This is a genomic window from Rhodococcus sp. HNM0569 (assembly GCF_012726205.1).
Lineage (GTDB): Bacteria > Actinomycetota > Actinomycetes > Mycobacteriales > Mycobacteriaceae > Rhodococcus_F.
Window position 1 is genome coordinate 139766 of record NZ_JAASAE010000008.1, and the last position, 15857, is coordinate 155622.

The 15857-nt window shown below is 69.8% G+C and carries 15 protein-coding genes and 1 pseudogene; 8 read left to right on the top strand and 8 right to left on the bottom strand.

Annotation, left to right across the window (positions count from 1 at the left end):
- Positions 1-62: 62 nt before the first annotated feature.
- Positions 63-1661: an ATP-binding cassette domain-containing protein gene (locus HCA44_RS13165; protein WP_169649019.1), complete on the top strand. Its 1599-nt coding sequence runs from the start codon at positions 63-65 to the stop codon at positions 1659-1661.
- A gap of 35 nt (positions 1662-1696) precedes the next feature.
- Positions 1697-2482 (top strand): alpha/beta fold hydrolase, encoded by a 786-nt coding sequence (locus HCA44_RS13170; RefSeq protein ID WP_169649020.1) that lies wholly within the window; start codon positions 1697-1699, stop codon positions 2480-2482.
- A gap of 19 nt (positions 2483-2501) precedes the next feature.
- Here the strand turns inward: HCA44_RS13170 and HCA44_RS13175 are convergent, their stop codons facing one another.
- Entirely contained in the window at positions 2502-3803 is a 1302-nt protein-coding gene (locus HCA44_RS13175; RefSeq protein ID WP_169649021.1) for an alpha/beta hydrolase-fold protein, read from the bottom strand.
- A gap of 37 nt (positions 3804-3840) precedes the next feature.
- On the opposite strand from HCA44_RS13175, the gene HCA44_RS13180 reads away from it, so the two are divergent.
- Positions 3841-4431: a phosphoribosylanthranilate isomerase gene (locus HCA44_RS13180; protein ID WP_169649022.1), complete on the top strand. Its 591-nt coding sequence runs from the start codon at positions 3841-3843 to the stop codon at positions 4429-4431.
- 112 nt (positions 4432-4543) lie between these two features.
- Here the strand turns inward: HCA44_RS13180 and HCA44_RS21035 are convergent, their stop codons facing one another.
- The 3 genes and pseudogenes from HCA44_RS21035 to HCA44_RS13190 all read right to left on the bottom strand — a co-directional run bounded on the left by HCA44_RS21035 (position 4544) and on the right by HCA44_RS13190 (position 6743).
- Positions 4544-5182, bottom strand: a complete 639-nt coding sequence (locus tag HCA44_RS21035) for a transposase (protein ID WP_240945501.1) — start codon at positions 5180-5182, stop codon at positions 4544-4546.
- Positions 5160-5732: pseudogene (locus HCA44_RS21040) on the bottom strand (transposase); the annotation flags it as partial. The gene HCA44_RS21035 and the pseudogene HCA44_RS21040, both read right to left, overlap by 23 nt.
- Positions 5733-5867: 135 nt before the next feature.
- The gene (locus HCA44_RS13190) at positions 5868-6743 is read right to left on the bottom strand and encodes an alpha/beta hydrolase (RefSeq protein ID WP_169649023.1); all 876 of its coding nucleotides are present in this window, start codon (positions 6741-6743) and stop codon (positions 5868-5870) included.
- Positions 6744-6794: 51 nt separating this feature from the next.
- On the opposite strand from HCA44_RS13190, the gene HCA44_RS13195 reads away from it, so the two are divergent.
- On the top strand, positions 6795-7295 hold the full coding sequence (locus HCA44_RS13195) for a flavin reductase family protein (RefSeq protein WP_169649024.1): 501 nt from the start codon (positions 6795-6797) through the stop codon (positions 7293-7295).
- A 4-nt stretch (positions 7296-7299) separates the two neighbouring features.
- Here HCA44_RS13195 and HCA44_RS13200 read toward each other — a convergent pair whose 3' ends face one another.
- The 3 genes from HCA44_RS13200 to HCA44_RS13210 all read right to left on the bottom strand — a co-directional run bounded on the left by HCA44_RS13200 (position 7300) and on the right by HCA44_RS13210 (position 9927).
- Positions 7300-7950 (bottom strand): alpha/beta family hydrolase, encoded by a 651-nt coding sequence (locus tag HCA44_RS13200; protein ID WP_169649025.1) that lies wholly within the window; start codon positions 7948-7950, stop codon positions 7300-7302.
- 42 nt (positions 7951-7992) lie between these two features.
- Positions 7993-8508, bottom strand: a complete 516-nt coding sequence (locus HCA44_RS13205) for a gamma carbonic anhydrase family protein (RefSeq protein ID WP_169649026.1) — start codon at positions 8506-8508, stop codon at positions 7993-7995.
- Positions 8509-8598: 90 nt separating this feature from the next.
- Positions 8599-9927: a glycosyltransferase 87 family protein gene (locus HCA44_RS13210; RefSeq protein ID WP_346764703.1), complete on the bottom strand. Its 1329-nt coding sequence runs from the start codon at positions 9925-9927 to the stop codon at positions 8599-8601.
- Positions 9928-10188: 261 nt separating this feature from the next.
- On the opposite strand from HCA44_RS13210, the gene HCA44_RS13215 reads away from it, so the two are divergent.
- The 4 genes from HCA44_RS13215 to HCA44_RS13230 all read left to right on the top strand — a co-directional run bounded on the left by HCA44_RS13215 (position 10189) and on the right by HCA44_RS13230 (position 14470).
- On the top strand, positions 10189-11835 hold the full coding sequence (locus tag HCA44_RS13215; RefSeq protein ID WP_169649027.1) for a hypothetical protein: 1647 nt from the start codon (positions 10189-10191) through the stop codon (positions 11833-11835).
- A 57-nt stretch (positions 11836-11892) separates the two neighbouring features.
- Entirely contained in the window at positions 11893-12693 is an 801-nt protein-coding gene (locus tag HCA44_RS13220; RefSeq protein ID WP_169649028.1) for a pirin-like bicupin family protein, read from the top strand.
- 119 nt (positions 12694-12812) lie between these two features.
- On the top strand, positions 12813-13775 hold the full coding sequence (locus tag HCA44_RS13225) for a protocatechuate dioxygenase (protein ID WP_169649029.1): 963 nt from the start codon (positions 12813-12815) through the stop codon (positions 13773-13775).
- Positions 13776-13786: 11 nt separating this feature from the next.
- The gene (locus HCA44_RS13230; RefSeq protein WP_169649030.1) at positions 13787-14470 is read left to right on the top strand and encodes a DNA alkylation repair protein; all 684 of its coding nucleotides are present in this window, start codon (positions 13787-13789) and stop codon (positions 14468-14470) included.
- A gap of 16 nt (positions 14471-14486) precedes the next feature.
- On the opposite strand, the gene HCA44_RS13235 is transcribed toward HCA44_RS13230, so the two are convergent.
- Positions 14487-15854: an MFS transporter gene (locus HCA44_RS13235; protein WP_169649031.1), complete on the bottom strand. Its 1368-nt coding sequence runs from the start codon at positions 15852-15854 to the stop codon at positions 14487-14489.
- Between the last annotated feature and the right edge of the window lie 3 nt (positions 15855-15857).

Here is a 15857-nt window from a genome sequence, read left to right on the forward strand (position 1 = left end):
CGGACCGTTGCTCTCTGCGAGGTAGTCGCGCACATCCGTTCGCACCCTCCCGGAGGACCGCCATGTCCACATCCCTGCCCTCTTCCTCGCTCACCGCGTCGCATCTCTCGTTCTCGTGGCCTGACGGCACCGTGGTCTTCGACGCACTCGACATCCGGTTCCCCGCCGTCCGCACGGGGGTCGTCGGTCTCAACGGCTCCGGCAAGACGACGCTGCTGCACCTGCTCGCAGGCACGCTGGTCCCCGCTTCGGGTTCGATCCGCGCGGCCGGGCGCGTCGCACTGTTGCCACAGGACGTCACCCTCGACACGATGCGCCGCGTCGACGACGTCCTCGGCATCGCTCGGGCACGTCGTGCGCTGCACCGCATCGAGAGCGGCGTCGGCGAGGATGCCGATTTCGAGGTGGTCCAGGACGACTGGGATGTCGACCAGCGGTCGGTGGCGCTACTGCACCGGCTGGGCCTGCAGCATCTGGTGCCCGACGTCGATGCGCTCGCCCGCACGGTGGGCACGCTGTCGGGTGGCGAGACCGTGCTGCTCGCCCTCGCGGCCCAGCTGATCGCGCGACCCGACGTACTGCTGCTCGACGAACCGACCAACAATCTCGACAGCGCGGCGCGGGAGCGGCTCTACGACATCGTGCGGCAGTTCGATGGAGTCCTGCTCGTCGTGAGTCACGATCGTGAGTTGCTCGCGATCGTCGATTCGATCGCCGAGGTGCGCGACGGACGGGTCCGCATGTTCGGCGGCAACTTCGACGCGTACGAGGCCACCGTCGCGGCCGAGCAGGAGGCCGCGCGCGCTGCGGTGCGCGAGGCGAGGTCGGACATGGCGAAGCAGAAACGTGAGCTCGAACAGGCCCGCATCAAGCTCGACCGGCGGGTCCGCTACGGCAAGAAGATGTTCGAGAACACCCGCGAACCGAAGGCGGTGATGAACGAACGCAAACGGCAGGCGCAGGTGTCGGCGGGCAAGCTGCGCGGCAACCACGTCGCGAAGCTCGACGACGCACGCGCACGCGTGTCGGACACCGAGGACGCCGTGCGTGACGACCGCGAGATCCGGCTCGTGCTACCCGGCACACATGTGCATCCGGGTGCGCGCGTGCTCGAACTCGACTGCGTGCTGCGCACCGGGCAGTCGGTGTCGCTCACCATCGCAGGCCCGGAACGGGTCGCGCTCGTCGGGCCCAACGGCATCGGCAAGACGACTCTGCTCGACGCGATCGAGCGTGCCGCGCTCGTTCCGGTGCGCACCCTGCGCCAACGCCTCGACGTCTTCGACGAGGACGCGTCGGTCGCGGCGAATGTCGCCGGGGCGGCGCCGCATGCGGACGACGAACACGTGCGCGCTCATCTCGCTCGCTTCCTGTTCCGGGGCCGCGAAGCCGACGTGCCGGTGCGGGCGCTGTCCGGCGGCGAGCGATTGCGCGCTGCCCTCGCGACGCTTCTGCTGGCCGAGCCCGCCCCTCGGCTGTTGTTGCTCGACGAGCCGACGAACAATCTCGACCTGCCCAGCCTGGCGCACCTCACCGATGCGCTCGCCGGCTACCAGGGTGCGCTCGTCGTCGTGAGCCACGACCCGCGGTTCCTCACCGACATCGGCGTCACTCGGGGGCTCGAGCTGAGTGAGCAGGGGTTGGCCGAAGCCGCCCGGTGACAGCGGGAACACCGGCCGGAGAGGAGACTGGTCGCATGCGCGCGATCAACCCACTCGACGGCGTCGAGATCGACTACGACGTGGTCGGATCGGGCGATCCGCTTGTGCTGCTGCACGGCAGTGCGCTCAGCCGCGGCGTCTGGCGTGCGTTCGGCTACGTGCGCGCGCTGCGCGAGACCTACCGGTTGATCCTCGTCGACCAGCGTGGGCACGGGCGCAGCGACAAGCCGCACGACGAGGAACGCTATGCGATGGATGTCGTGGCGGCCGATGTCGTCGCGGTGCTGGATGCGGCGAATGTCGAGCGCGCGCACGTGTGCGGGTACTCGTTCGGCGGCCGCACCGCACTCACCACGGCGGTCGCGCACCCCGAGCGGGTGCGCAGCCTCGCGCTCGGCGGGGCGAGCAGCCGCCCGCAGCGCGGCAGCTTCGACGCGCTGTTCTTCGACGGCGCGGCCGCGGCGCTCGCGCGCGACGGGATGGACGAGTTCCTGCGTCGCTGGGAACTCGTGCGTGATGCTCCGATCGACTCCGGCACGCGAGCAGCATTCCGTGCCAACGACTCCCGAGCGCTCGCGGCGTACATGAGCCGCAGCGACGTCGAACCCGGGATACCGGACGACGCGCTCGCCGCGATCGACGTGCCGACGCTCGTGTTCGTCGGCGATCGGGACCGGCAGCGGCTCGCGGACTGCGAGCACCTCGCGACGACGATTCCCGATGCCGTGCTCTCGATCGTGCCGGGCGCCGATCATGCTACGACTCTTGCGCATTCGGCGGAGGTACTCGGCGTGCTCGCGCCATTCCTGAACCGTACGTGAGTCGGGGAACGCGCGTTTCTCAGTCGGTCAGCCCGAGCCTGGCACCGAGCCAGTCCATCGACTCCCGCAGGCCCGCCGACCACACCGAAAAGCTGTGCCCACCGGGCAGTTCACGGTATTCGACCTGCATTCCCGCGGCCTGCGCGGCCGCGGCGACCTTCTGCATACCGGCCTTGTACTCGCGGTCGTCGCTGCCGACGACGAAGAAGCCGGCCGAGTCGGGAAACCGCGTGCGTGCCATGACATGCAGCGGGTCGACGCTCTCGAACGCGGCTTCGTCGCCGCCGAATGCCGCATCGAGGGTGCGCCGGCGGTCGCCGAGCGTCGGCTCCTCCTGACCCGAGATGTCGACGAAGGTGGGGTACACGTCGGGATGGTTCGTGGCCATCTGCAGTGAACACGTGCCGCCGTACGAGAGGCCACCGATCGCCCACGCCCGGGGGTCGGTGTCCACCTGGAGGTGGGTGGCCACCCAGTCGGGGACGTCCTTCGCGAGGTAGGTGGCGACGTTGCCGAGCGGCGAGTCGACGCACAGCGGGTTCGCGATCTGCGTTCCGGTGCCGTCGGCGACCACCACGACGGGCGCGAGACCGGCGTGCCGGGACGCGAACTCACTCATGGTCTGGGTGAGCTTGCCCCCGACGAGCCAGTCGTCGGGGCTGCCCGGTTGCCCGGCGAGCAGCACGAGCACCGGCAACTCGGGCCGCGGGTCCGCGAAATATGCAGGTGGAAAATAGATCTGGGCCTCGCGGGCCGCGAATCCGGACACCGCTCCGGGGATCGGTGCGGTGACCACCGCACCGGTGCCGCGCAGATCGGACGGCGGAGACCACACCGATTCGAGCGGTACACCCTGCACGGTCTGCGGCATCCGCGTCGTGACGTCCGACAGGGCGAGACGGTCGAATGCCTCGGCACCCCACAGTGTCCCGAGCGTCGGGTACGCGTCGAACACCTTGTTCACGTGCAGCCCGCACGACGCGACGACCGCGGCCGCAGCGAGTACCGCGGCGAGCACCGACCGCACGCGGCGCCCCACCAGGACACGGGGGACGGTCAGCGCGAGCGCGAGAATCCCGAGACCGATCCACCCGTAGACGCGGGGCGCGATCGGGTCGGGAAAGGGGCGCAGCACCTTCTCGACGAGCACGTACAGCGCTGCCGTCGCGGCTGCCGACGCGACCAGGCACGCCGGCAGCACCCTCACCCGGTACCACCGGGGTCGCCCGCTCAGCAGCCACAGGCCCCCTGCCACGCCGAGCACGTCGACGACCACCGGCACGGGGCCCGACAGGATGTCGAGAGCGGTGAGCCAGTCCACAACCGGAAGGGTAGGCGCACGCCGGTACCCTCGAGGAGTGACGTTCATCAAGATCTGCGGCCTACGCGACCGCGAGTCGGTCGACGCGGCCGTGGCGCTCGAGGTGGACGCCGTCGGCTTCGTGTTCGCGGCCAGCGCGCGCCGCATCGATCCCGGCGACGCCGCGGAGCTGGTCGCGGCACTGCCCGAGCGCACACGCGCCGTCGGGGTGTTCAAGGGCAGCGGCGTCGACGAGATCGTCGCCGTCGCGTCGCGCGCCGGAATCCGCACGGTGCAGGTGCACGACCTGACCGGCCGCACCGATGTCGCACGGCTGCACGACGCGGGCTTCGACGTCGTCCGTGCCGTCGTCGCGCACAGCCCCGACGCGCACGACGCCTTCGGTGCGGACGAGTTGCTGATCGACGGCGCGGTGGCGGGCGCGGGCCGCACGTGGGACTGGTCGAGCGGTGCACCGACCGGCAGGCGCTGGATCGTCGCGGGCGGGCTCGACGCCGACAATGTGGCCGCCGCACTCGACGCGACCGGCGCGTGGGGTGTCGACGTGTCGAGCGGCGTCGAGAGTGCGCGCGGCGTCAAGGACGTCGCACTGATCGAGAAGTTCGTCGCCGCGGTACGCAGCCGCTGACGGCCGCAAGGACGGCAGATTGACGTCCTCCCGGCCGTGAACGACCGGGATTCCTACAGCGGCACGGTGCGCCGCTTCGGTGGGTTCCTGTTTCACCGGGACCTGCCTTCCGCTACGCGGCAGGGCTTACGGTCCCTCCGCAGGCGTTTAACCTCTCCGCACGTCCTGCGGCGAGAATGTTCTTCGCGGCGTTCAGGTCGCGGTCGTGGACCGCACCACACGCTGCACACGTCCACTCTCGAATCGAGAGCGGCTTCGGCCCGTCGACCACTCCACACGCCGAGCAGAGCTGCGACGACGGGAACCAGCGATCCACCTTCACGAACGTCCGCCCATACCGGGCGGCCTTCTCCTCGAGCATCCGGATGAACATGCCCCATCCCGCGTCGTGCACCGACTTCGCCAACCGAGTGCGCACCAACCCGGACACCGCCAGGTCCTCGACGAACACCGCTTGGCTGTCGCGGATGATCGCCGTGGACCGCTGGTGCACGAAGTTGCGACGCGAATCGGCCACCCGGGCGTGCGCCTTGGCGACACGCAGGCGCGCCTTGGCCCGGTTGTTGCTGCCCTTCTCCTTGCGGGAAAGGGTCCGCTGAGCCTTGCGGAACTTGCGCTCGGCGCGTCGCAGAAACTTCTGCGACGTGATCGTTTTGCCATCCGACAGGACAGCGAANAAGGGTCCGCTGAGCCTTGCGGAACTTGCGCTCGGCGCGTCGCAGAAACTTCTGCGACGTGATCGTTTTGCCATCCGACAGGACAGCGAACGTGGCGAGCCCCAAGTCGATACCCACTTCGGTGTTGATCTCCGGCAGTGGTTGTTGGTCGACCTCGACGACGAAACTCGCGAAGTACCGGCCCGCAGAGGCCTTGATGATCGTCACCGACGACGGCACCGACGGCAGATCCCTCGACCACGCCACCTTCAGCTCGCCGACCTTCGCGACATACAGCTTCCGGTTCCGGCGGATCGAGAAGCCGTTGCGAGTGAGCCGGATCGCCTGCCGATTGTCCTTGCGGGACCGGAACCGCGGCGCCCCGACCCTGCGGCCCTTACGCTTCCCCGACATCGAGTCGAACCAGTTCCGGGACGCGCGCCGAGCGTCCTGGCACGCCTGCACCAACACCACCGACGCCACCTCGGAAAGCCACACCCGCTCCGGGGCCTTCTTCGCCTCGGTGACCACCCGCTTCTGCACATCGGTATCCGAGAGCGTCACCCCGGCCGCATACGCATCCTGTCGTGCGCGCAGCGCATCGTTGAACACCACCCGCGCACACCCGACCGACCGCGCCAGCATGTCCTGCTGGCCCGGCGTCGGATAGACGCGGAACTGGTATCGCAACTGCACAGGCAAACCCTATTCCTGACCACCGACACACTTGATGCGCTAACCCGGCCCTGAAGGACCGGGCTTGCGCGCTACCTTGTCCGGTCAGGACGTCGCGTCGGCCGCGTCCCACGCCGCGAGCACCGTGCGCACGGCCGCGATCAGCGACAGCGGCCGGTCGATCATCGCGTGATGCCCGGCGTCGGGCAGTTCCGCGACGATCGCGGCGGGCCCGAAGCGGGTGCGCATCTCGGCGAGGGCGTCGTCGCCGATGATCCCGTGCTCGGCCCGGAAGTACGCGAGCCGGCAGCGAGCGCCCGCCTCGCCCAGGTGGTCGTCGCCCGAGCGCGCCATCATCGTCGGATCGAATTTCCACGACCATCCACCGTCGACGGCCTGTAGCGAGGTCTCCGCGACGTGCGCGAACACCGCAGGGACCGCGGCGTCCTGCGCAGGCACGAAGCGGAAATGGGCGATTGCGTCGTCGCGGTCCGGGTACACCTTGATCGGGCCGAAGGCCCGATGGTTCCGCGCAGCCTCGTCCTCGGGGGTGCGCCCGAAGACGGGAGAGTCGATGATCACGACGCCGCCGAGCTGCTCGCCCACCGTGCGCGCCGCGACATATGCGACGAGTCCGCCCATGCTGTGCCCCACGACGGTCGGCGGGCCGGCAATGCCGCCTGCGTGGGCCGCGGCGAGCACCTCGTCGGCCCAGGTCTCGAGCGAGTACGCGCCGCGGTGGTCGCTGTCGCCGTGGCCCGTGAGGTCGGGTGCGACGACGCGGCGCCCGGTCGCGAGATACGGCGCGATGTGGTCCCACCAGCGGTTGTGGGCCGCACCGCCGTGCACGAGCAGGAGGCCGGGTGCGCCGACCGGGCCCCACGCGCGATATCGGACGGTCGCGCCGTCGACCTCCACCTCTCCCGTGTCGACATCGGCTGCGAGTGCCCGGGTGAACCAGCGGGGTGCGTCGTCGCTCATCGTCCGAACCTATCCCGCGGCTGTACGCGGCCCCGTTCGGGTGGCCGCGCGATGACCGCGCACGGACCCGCCGAGGACGAGTACCAGCGCATCACCGACATGCTCGATTCGCCCGTGTACATCGTGACGACCGCCGCCGGCACACATCGAGCCGGGTGCGTCATGACGTACGCGATGCCGGCGAGCATCGGCCCGCACCGGTTCCTCGCGGCGATCTCACGGGCCAACCACACGTTCACCGTCGCGTCGCAGGCACGGTATCTCGCGGTGCACGTGCTCCGCGACGACCAGTGCGAGCTCGCGGAGCTGTTCGGCGCGCACACCGGCGACGTGATGGACAAGTTCGCGCAGTGCAGGTGGCGCCCCGGGCCAGGTGGAGTCCCGATCCTCGACGACGTGGCGGGATGGTTCTGCGGCGCGATCCTCGAACGCGTCCCGCTCGGCGATCACGTGGGCTGTCTGCTGCAGCCGATCGAGGCGGAGGTGCGGCATTCCGGCACCCTGCTGGGTGCGGCCGCGATCAGCGACCTGACGCCCGGGCATCCCGCCTGACGCGTCACTCGAACAGGCGCAGACCCGCTTCGGCGGCTCGAGCGACGACGTCGGACTTGCCGGGCGCGAGATCGTGTCTGCCGCCCGCTATGTCGACGAGCGTCGTGGGTGCCGGGATCAGCGCGAGCGCACGTTCGATCTCGTCGGTGGTGGCGAACGTGTCCTTCGACCCGTGCACGACGACCGTCGGCACGCGCAGGTCCGGCAGATGCTCCGTGCGTTGCTTGTCGGGCTTGCCCGGCGCGTGCAGGGGGTAGGACGTGAGCAGCAGGCCGGTGAGCGTCAGTCGGTCGATCAGGCCGGGCTGTTCGGCGAGGAGCATCGACGTCTGTCGGCCGCCGTAGGACTGACCGCCCGCGACGAGCGGCCCGTCGAACAGCTCGCGCACCACCTCCAGAGCGGCGGCGACGCCCGCGCGGTCGGCCTCGGCGCGCGCCGGCTGCGGTGGGCCTTTGGGCCGTCGTTGCCGGTACGGCAGGTCGTAGCGCAGGGTGAGCACGCCGCGCTCCGCGAACGCTTCGGCGAGCGCGACGAGCAGTGCGCTTCCCGCATCGCCGCCCGCACCGTGCGCGAACGCGAGCCCACCGAGGACGTCGCCGTCCGGGCGGTGCAGCCAGCCGTGGACGCCGTCTCCCGTGATCTCCTCGACGGTCATCCGTCCACGCTATCGCCGCGGGCGGCCGGACGGGCGCGTGTCTCAGGAGTGCGTGTCGGTGGCGTGCTGCTTGGTGAGCTCGCGATAGACCTGCGCGTTGAGGACGATGCCGTCACGCTCGGGGTCGCCCAGTTCGCGGCGCACCTTTCCGGGCACGCCCGCGACGAGCGAGCCCGGCGGCACCTCGACACCCTCCGTGACGAGGGCACCGGCCGCGATCAGCGAGCCTGCACCGATCTTCGCGCCGTTGAGCACGGTGGCCCCCATACCGATCAACACGTCGTCCTCGATCGTGCAGCCGTGCAGGGTGGCGTTGTGTCCCACCGAAATCCGCTTGCCCATCGTGAGCGGCTTGCCCGGATCGGCGTGCAGGACGGCACCGTCCTGGATGTTGCTGTCGTCGCCGATCACGATCGCGTCCATGTCACCGCGCACGACGGCCGAATAGAACACGCCGACGCCCGCACCGATCGTGACGCGGCCGACGACCGTCGCGGAGTCGGCGACCCACGCGGTGTCGTCGACGTCGGGTTTCTGGTCGCCCAGGCTCAGGATCATGCGTGTTCTCCTCGGTACGTCGCGTGGAACTGCTGTGCCGCACCCTAGCCGAGCACGCGGTGCGCGCCGCGAGTCGGCGGCGGGCCACCTTCAGACCGCCGCCGCCGTGAGACCGGCTTCCCCGTCGGTGCTGCCTTCGTCGTCACCGCCGTCCTCGTCCCGTGCCGCCTCCGGGGATCGTGGTGGCCTCCTGCCGAACGCGCGCCGCGCCGCGCCGACGAGTACGACGACGAAGACGAGAGCGTAGATGTTCGTCAGTATCGGCATCACCGGCCACTCGGGTGGGAACAGGAAGAGCCCGATCACCACGCTGGTCTCGCTCCAGTGATACGGCCACGCCCCGGCCGCGACCCAGAGCAGCACGACCGCCACCCACCACCGCGGCCTGGTGAACGACCGGTGCACCAGGTACACCGTCAACGGTACGAACCAGACCCAGTGATGGCTCCACGAGAACGGGGACACCGCCGCGGCCGTCAACCCGGACAGGGTGACGGCGAGCAGTTTCTCCCCGTTGCGGTACAGCCGGACCGTGACCACCAGACTGACAGCTGTCGCCAGGCCCGCGAGCAGGAGCCACAACCACAGCGGCGTGGCGGCGCCCGTCAGGTGGGCGACGACACCGCGGAGGGACTGGTTCGACGGGTGCGTGTCCTCGGCGATGCGCGTGGACTCGAAGAATGTGGTGGTCCAGTACCGGAACGACGAGTCCGGCACCACGATCCAGGCGCACAGGACCGTGGCGGTGAACACGGCCACCGCCGTCACCGCCGAACGCCACTGACGCAGCGCGACGAACACCGCCACGAAATACGCGGGCGTGAGCTTGATCCCGGCGGCGATCCCGATACCGATGCCCCGGAGCGGCCCTCGCTCGCGGCGAGTGAAGTCGAACAGCACCAACAACATCAGCACCAGATTGATCTGCCCGTAGAACAGCGTGGTGCGCACGGGTTCGAGGAACAGGCACATGGCGGCGAGCAGCGCGCTCACCGCCCAGACCGACGCGGTCAGCCGGTAACCGAGCATCCGCCAGCTCGCCAGGACACAGGCATACAGCGTCCCGAGGTTGACGATCATCCAGACCTGATCGACGTAGACGCCGGGAATCCGCTCGACAGGAATGAACGCCAATGTGGAGAACGGCGGATACGTGTACAGCAGGTCGAGCACGAACCGCTCGGTGTAGAGCGGCAGCCCGTGCAGCGTCCGCCAGGCACCTTCGCGGTACACGTACAAATCCGCTCCCCCGGCGAGAATGCCTGCCCCGTCCAGATGCGGATCGACAGTCGCGAAGAGCAGAACGACCGACAGCGCGGCCCAACCGGCGAGCACGATCAGCAGCGTCCGGAGCCGCGGAGATTTCCGTGTGTGTCCTGCCTCGGGAGTGTCCGACGGCGGCGAGTCGTGCCCCCTCACGCTGTCTCCTCGGTTCCCGTGCGCCCCGGGTGTCGATGCTCGGCAGGCGGGCGTTCGCAGCCGAAATTACCAGGGGGTCTGTCTCACGGCTGTCAGCGACGCCCCGGGTAGGGATCGTCTCGGCGAAAACCGACACCTCGTGTGAACCGCCTGACGCGGGCCGCGAGGTGCAGGACACTCGGATCGGTGGCGTCTTCTCGGGTAGCTCAGCGCGACACCACTCCCGCACGCCCGGCCGCGGTTCACCCCTCGGGGCGTCGCGTGGCGGCGCAGGTCGGCTGGGTCGTCGCACTGTCGGCGGCGCTCACCGCCTTCGTCGAACGCTTCGGTTTCGACCCGACCGACCAGGGATTCGTGCTCGCGCAGTCGTGGCGCATCCTGCACGGCGAAATGCCCCACAGCGACGTCGTGTCGGCACGCCCGCTCGGCTCGGCGTATCTGCACACGCTCGATTTCGCGTTGCCCGCGCCGCTGATGGTGTCCTCGATCTTCGTCGCGACGCTGCAACTCGTCACCGCGACCGTGCTGCTCGCGGCATGGACGAGCGGCGTCGGCCCCACTCGGTGGGGTGTCGCGCGTACCGCGGTCGTCGCGACCGCCGCGGTGGTCAACCTGCACCAGTTCCCGATGAATGCGTGGCACACGGTCGACGGCATCCTCGCGGTGGCGGCCGGCTGGTGGGCGCTCGACGTCGGCATGCGCCGCGACCGTGACGTCGTGGTGCGTCTCGGCCTGCCGGCGATCGGTGTCGCGGCGATCGTCAAACAGTCGTTCGTGCCCGCGCTCCTGATCACGCTCGTCGTGCTCGTCGTGCGCAGGCGGCGCCCGGCGCAGCTGATCCCCGACGTCGCGGTGCTGTTCGCCGTCCCTGCGGCCTATGTCGCGGTGGTCGCCGCGGGCGGTGGCGTCCACGACATGCTCGCCCAACTCGGCGGCGCGTCCTCGGACGTCGGACTGCGCCTGCTGGATGTGACGGGGGTCCCCGGTGCGCTGCCGGTGCTCGCGGTCGTGGCGGTGGCCGCGGTGCTCGCGCATACGGTGCGCCGGCCGGCGGTACGTGCGGCCGCAGTCGTGGCGGGGTGCGCGGCCGTCGTGCTCGTGATCGCGACGGGCCGGCTCGAACGCGCGGGCGACTGGGGCATCACGTTGTGGTGGGTGCTTGCGGTGGTCGTGGCGGTGCACGCGCTCGCCCGCCGGCGCGTCCCGTGGCGCGCCGCGGGGCTGCTCGCGCTCGGCGTCATGGCGTCGCTGTCGTGGGGCTACGACTCGCCGACGCTCCTCGGCGGCAGCCTCGCACTGTTGACGGTCGACGTGCTGACGCGGGAGATGCCGCCGGTGCGCGCTCCCCGTGCCGCCGGGGTGGTTGCGGCCGTGACCGTGTGCGTCGTGACGCTCGCGTGGATGGGCGTGCAGCGCGCCGAACACTCGTACCGGGACGGGCCGTACGACGAGCTCACCGCCGATCTCGGTACCTCGATCCCGTCGATGCGCTGGGTGCGGACGTCGCCGGAGACGGCCGACTACGTCGGCGACCTCGCGCGGTGCGTCGAGCGGTATCCCGCCGACCGCGTCGCGGTGTTGCCCGACAACGCATTCGTGTATCCCGCGCTGGGTGTTCGCAACCCGTTCCCGCTCGACTGGCCGTTGACCGGCGAGCTCGTCGCGGACTCACGGGACCGGTTCGACGCGGCGGCCGATGCTCTCGACGACGACTTCCTCGTGCTCTTCCAGACGATCGCCCACGACGGCAGTGCGGGGCACGACGGCACCGGCGGGCGTCGCACCGCGTTCGCGGGCACCGAGGTCGTCGACGATTCCGGGATCGCCCGTGGCGTCCTCGACCGCGTGCACGGACGCGTCGTCACGTGCGGGTCGTTCGTGGGCGTCTGGGCGCCGCCGCGTCGGTGAGCGATTCTCTCTACCCTGGTCGTAGACCCGACAGGACGTTCACGAGGAGAGTTTCCGATGGCTGCGCTGACCACTCCGACCGTCGACGTGCGGCGCGCGGGAGACCGGTTGAAAACCGAGATCGACTGGCTCGACTCGAAGCATTCGTTCTCGTTCGGCCACCACTACGACCCGGACAACACGCACCACGGGCTGCTGCTCGTCAACAACGACGACACCGTCCGCCCCGGGCAGGGCTTCGACACGCACCCGCACCGCGACATGGAGATCGTGACGTGGGTGCTGCGCGGTTCGCTCGTGCACCAGGATTCGATGGGTCACGCGGGCGTCATCTACCCGGGCCTCGCGCAGCGCATGAGCGCGGGCACCGGCATCCTGCACTCGGAGAAGAACGATGCCTTCCGGTACGACCACCTGACGCACTCGGGCGAGCGCGACCTGCGGCCCGACGAGGACGGCACCGACCCCGTGCGCTTCGTACAGATGTGGGTCGTGCCCGACGACGCGGGGGCGACACCCGGCTACGAGCAGCTCGAGATCGAGGACGAGATCCTGAAGGGCGGGCTTGTGCCGGTCGCGTCGGGACGGCCCGAGCACCGCGACCACTCCGCGATCCGGATCAACAACACGCACGCGTCCCTGCACGTCGCGCGGCTGCGGCCCGGCGCACCGGTCACGGTGCCCACCGCGCCCTACGTACACGTGTTCGTCGCGCAGGGCAGCGTCGTGATGGAAGGCGTCGGCGCGCTCGCCGAGGGTGATGCGGTGCGGCTCACCGCGTCCGGCGGCCAACAGGTGAGCACCGAGGCGGGTGCCGAGATCCTCGTGTGGGAGATGCATTCACGGCTCGGGGGCTGACGACCTTCCCTCGTTCCCAGCCGTTTCCCTTCCTTCCCAGCCGTTTCACAGCCGACTTCCATCCGCCGCGCAGGATGCTCCCTCATGCTGGCTTCATCGCACCGTCACGAGGAGGCTCCATGAACGAAGAAGTACTGGCCAGCAGGCGGCGGGTCAGCCGGCGCCGCGCGCTGTCGATCGGCGGCACGATCGGGCTCGGCGGTTTCCTCGCCGCATGTGCGGGCGGCGACAACGGCAATTCGACCACCGCAACCGCCTCCACGTCGCCGACGGCCACGGCGGCGGCGACCGGCACCGCACCCGACGACATCCTCGCGCTGCTCGACGAGGCGCCGCAGTGCGTCATGGCCGTGGAGGAGACGCAGGGCCCGTACTACTTCGACGTCGACTCGATCCGCAGCGACATCCGCGAGGACCGTCCCGGCACGACGTTGCAACTCGCGCTGCGCGTGCAGGACGTCACCGGATGCGCGCCCGGCACCGGGACCGCCGTGACCAATGCGGTCGTCGAGATCTGGCACTGCGACGCAGGCGGCGTGTACTCGGGTTTCGAATCGGGTTCGCAAGCCGCGAATCCGGGCGGCGGACCGGGCGGACCGGGCGGGCAGCCGCCGCAGGGCGGGCAGCCGCCGGAAGGCATGGGGCAACCGCCGGAAGGTATGCCGCCCGGCGGCATGGGCGGGCCTGACGGCGCGGGCTCGGGCGAGACGTCGGACGGCTCCTACAGCGTCGGCGAACAGGAAGCGACCACCACCGACGACGGCACGTATCTGCGCGGCGCGCAGGCCACCGACGGCAACGGCGTCGCGCAGTTCACGACGATCTTCCCCGGCTGGTACAGGGGCCGCACCCCGCACATCCACCTCAAGGTGCACGTCGACAAGACGACCGTGCTGACGACGCAGCTGTTCTTCGAGGAATCGGTGATCGACGAGGCGTACCAGGTGGCGCCGTACAGCGAGCACACCGGCCGCGACACCACCAACGACACCGACTCGATCTACCACGACGAAGGATTGCTGACCGTGCGCAAGACCGCCGACGGGTATCTTGCGGCTGTCAACCTCGGTATCGACGTGTAGAGGAGACGAGTGTGCCCACAGGCTCACCGGCAACGACGGTCGACGACGTACTGGCCGAGTTGGCCGCGCTGGAGGATCCCAAGATCCGCGCGGTCAACGAACGGCACGGCGACGACCACGGCGTCAATCTCACGAAGCTGCGTGCGGTCGCGAAGCGGCTGAAGACGCAGCACGAACTCGCACGCGAGCTGTGGCAGACGGGCGACGCGTCGGCACGGCTCGTCGCGATCCTCGTCGCCCGGCCCAAGGCGTTCACCGAGGACGAGCTCGACGCGATGCTCCGCGACGCCCGAGTGCCCAAGGTGCGCGACTGGCTGACCGGCTACGTCGTGAAGAAGAGTCCGCACGCCGAGAACCTGCGCATCCGATGGTTCGACGACCCGGACCCGGCGGTCGCCGCGGCGGGATGGGCGCTCACGAGCACGCGCGTCGCGAAGTCTCCCGACGGCCTCGACCTGCCGGGCCTGCTCGACGCGATCGAGGACGGCATGAAGGACGCGCCCGACCCGCTGCAGTGGGCCATGAACGAATGCCTCGCGACGATCGGAATCCACCACCCCGAGCACCGGTCCCGGGCGATCGCGATCGGCGAAGAGCTGCGGGTCCTCGAGGACTACCCCACCTCGCCCGGTTGCACGTCTCCGTACGCGCCGACCTGGATCGCCGAGATGGTCCGGCGGCGCGAGGGCGCCTAGTTCGCCACCCCACCGGTCATGCTCGCGACGGCTTCACGGTGTCGGACCGGGCCGGAGCGTTCACAGTGTCCGCCCCCTCCTCCCAGTCGAGCGCCCTGCCCGTGGTCTCGCGGGTGATCGCGAGGGCCAGCAGGCTCACCAAGGCGGTGACGCCCGCGATCAGGCTCAGCGGCACACTCGAGCCGCCGAAGGAGGCGACGAGGCTGCTCGCGATCAGCGGGGTGAACCCGGCACCGATCAACGACGCGAACTGGTAGGAGATGGACACCCCGCTGTAGCGGATGCGAGTGGGGAACAGCTCGGAAAGCAGCGGCGTCAACGGGGCGTACATCGCATTCTGCAGGAACTGAGCGAACATCAGGCCACCGAGCAGACCGGCGATCGTCCCGGTGTTGACCAGCATGTACAGCGGGAACGCGAACGCGATGGTGCCGACGCAGCCGAACAGCATGACGCGGCGCCGACCCAGCTTGTCCGACAACGCCGCGAACAGCGGAATGAACACGATCGACACCGCGACGACCGCGATCAGGCAGTTCATCACGTCGGCCGTCTCGTAGCCGATGCTGGTGGAGTACGCGATGATGTGCGAACTCGTGAGCGCTGTCAGCGCGAACGGTCCGACGCCCGCCGCGATCGCGATCAGCACGCGCCCGGGTCGCGCGAGCACCTGCAGGGCAGGCACGCGCCGCTGCTCGTGCTTTTCTGCCGCCTCCTCGAAGATCGGGCTCTCGACGACCTGCAGACGCACGTACAGGCCGATGACGAGCAGGACTGCACTGAACAGGAAGGGAACGCGCCAGCCCCACGTGAGCATCGCCTCGGGGTGCAACGAGGTCATCAGCGACACGACCCCGGTCGAGAGCAGGAAACCGAACGGGGTGCCGAGTTGCATGATCCCGGCCCACCTGCCACGCGTGTGCGGGTCCGCGTGCTCGACCACCATGAGTGCTGCGCCGCCCCACTCGCCGCCCACCGCGATGCCCTGCAGCACACGCAGCGTCACGAGCAGTATCGGTGCAACGATCCCGACGCTCTCGTACGTCGGGAGCACCCCGATCAACGCGCTCGCGATGCCCATCCCGGTCATCGTCACGATGAGCATCGACTTGCGGCCGAGGCGGTCGCCGAAGTGGCCGAAGATCACACCCCCGAGCGGACGCGCGACGTACCCGGCGGCGAGCGTGCCGAATGCGGCGATCGTGCCGAGCGCCGAATCCGACGACGGGAAGAAGACCTTGCCGAAGACGACCGCCGCCATCGTGCCGTAGAGCAGGAAGTCGTAGTACTCGATGGTGGTGCCGAGCAGACTCGAGAACGCGACCCTGCGCAGCGCGCGGCGTTCGGTCGGTGTGCGGTGGGCCACGCCCGACGGTTCCGTCATCAC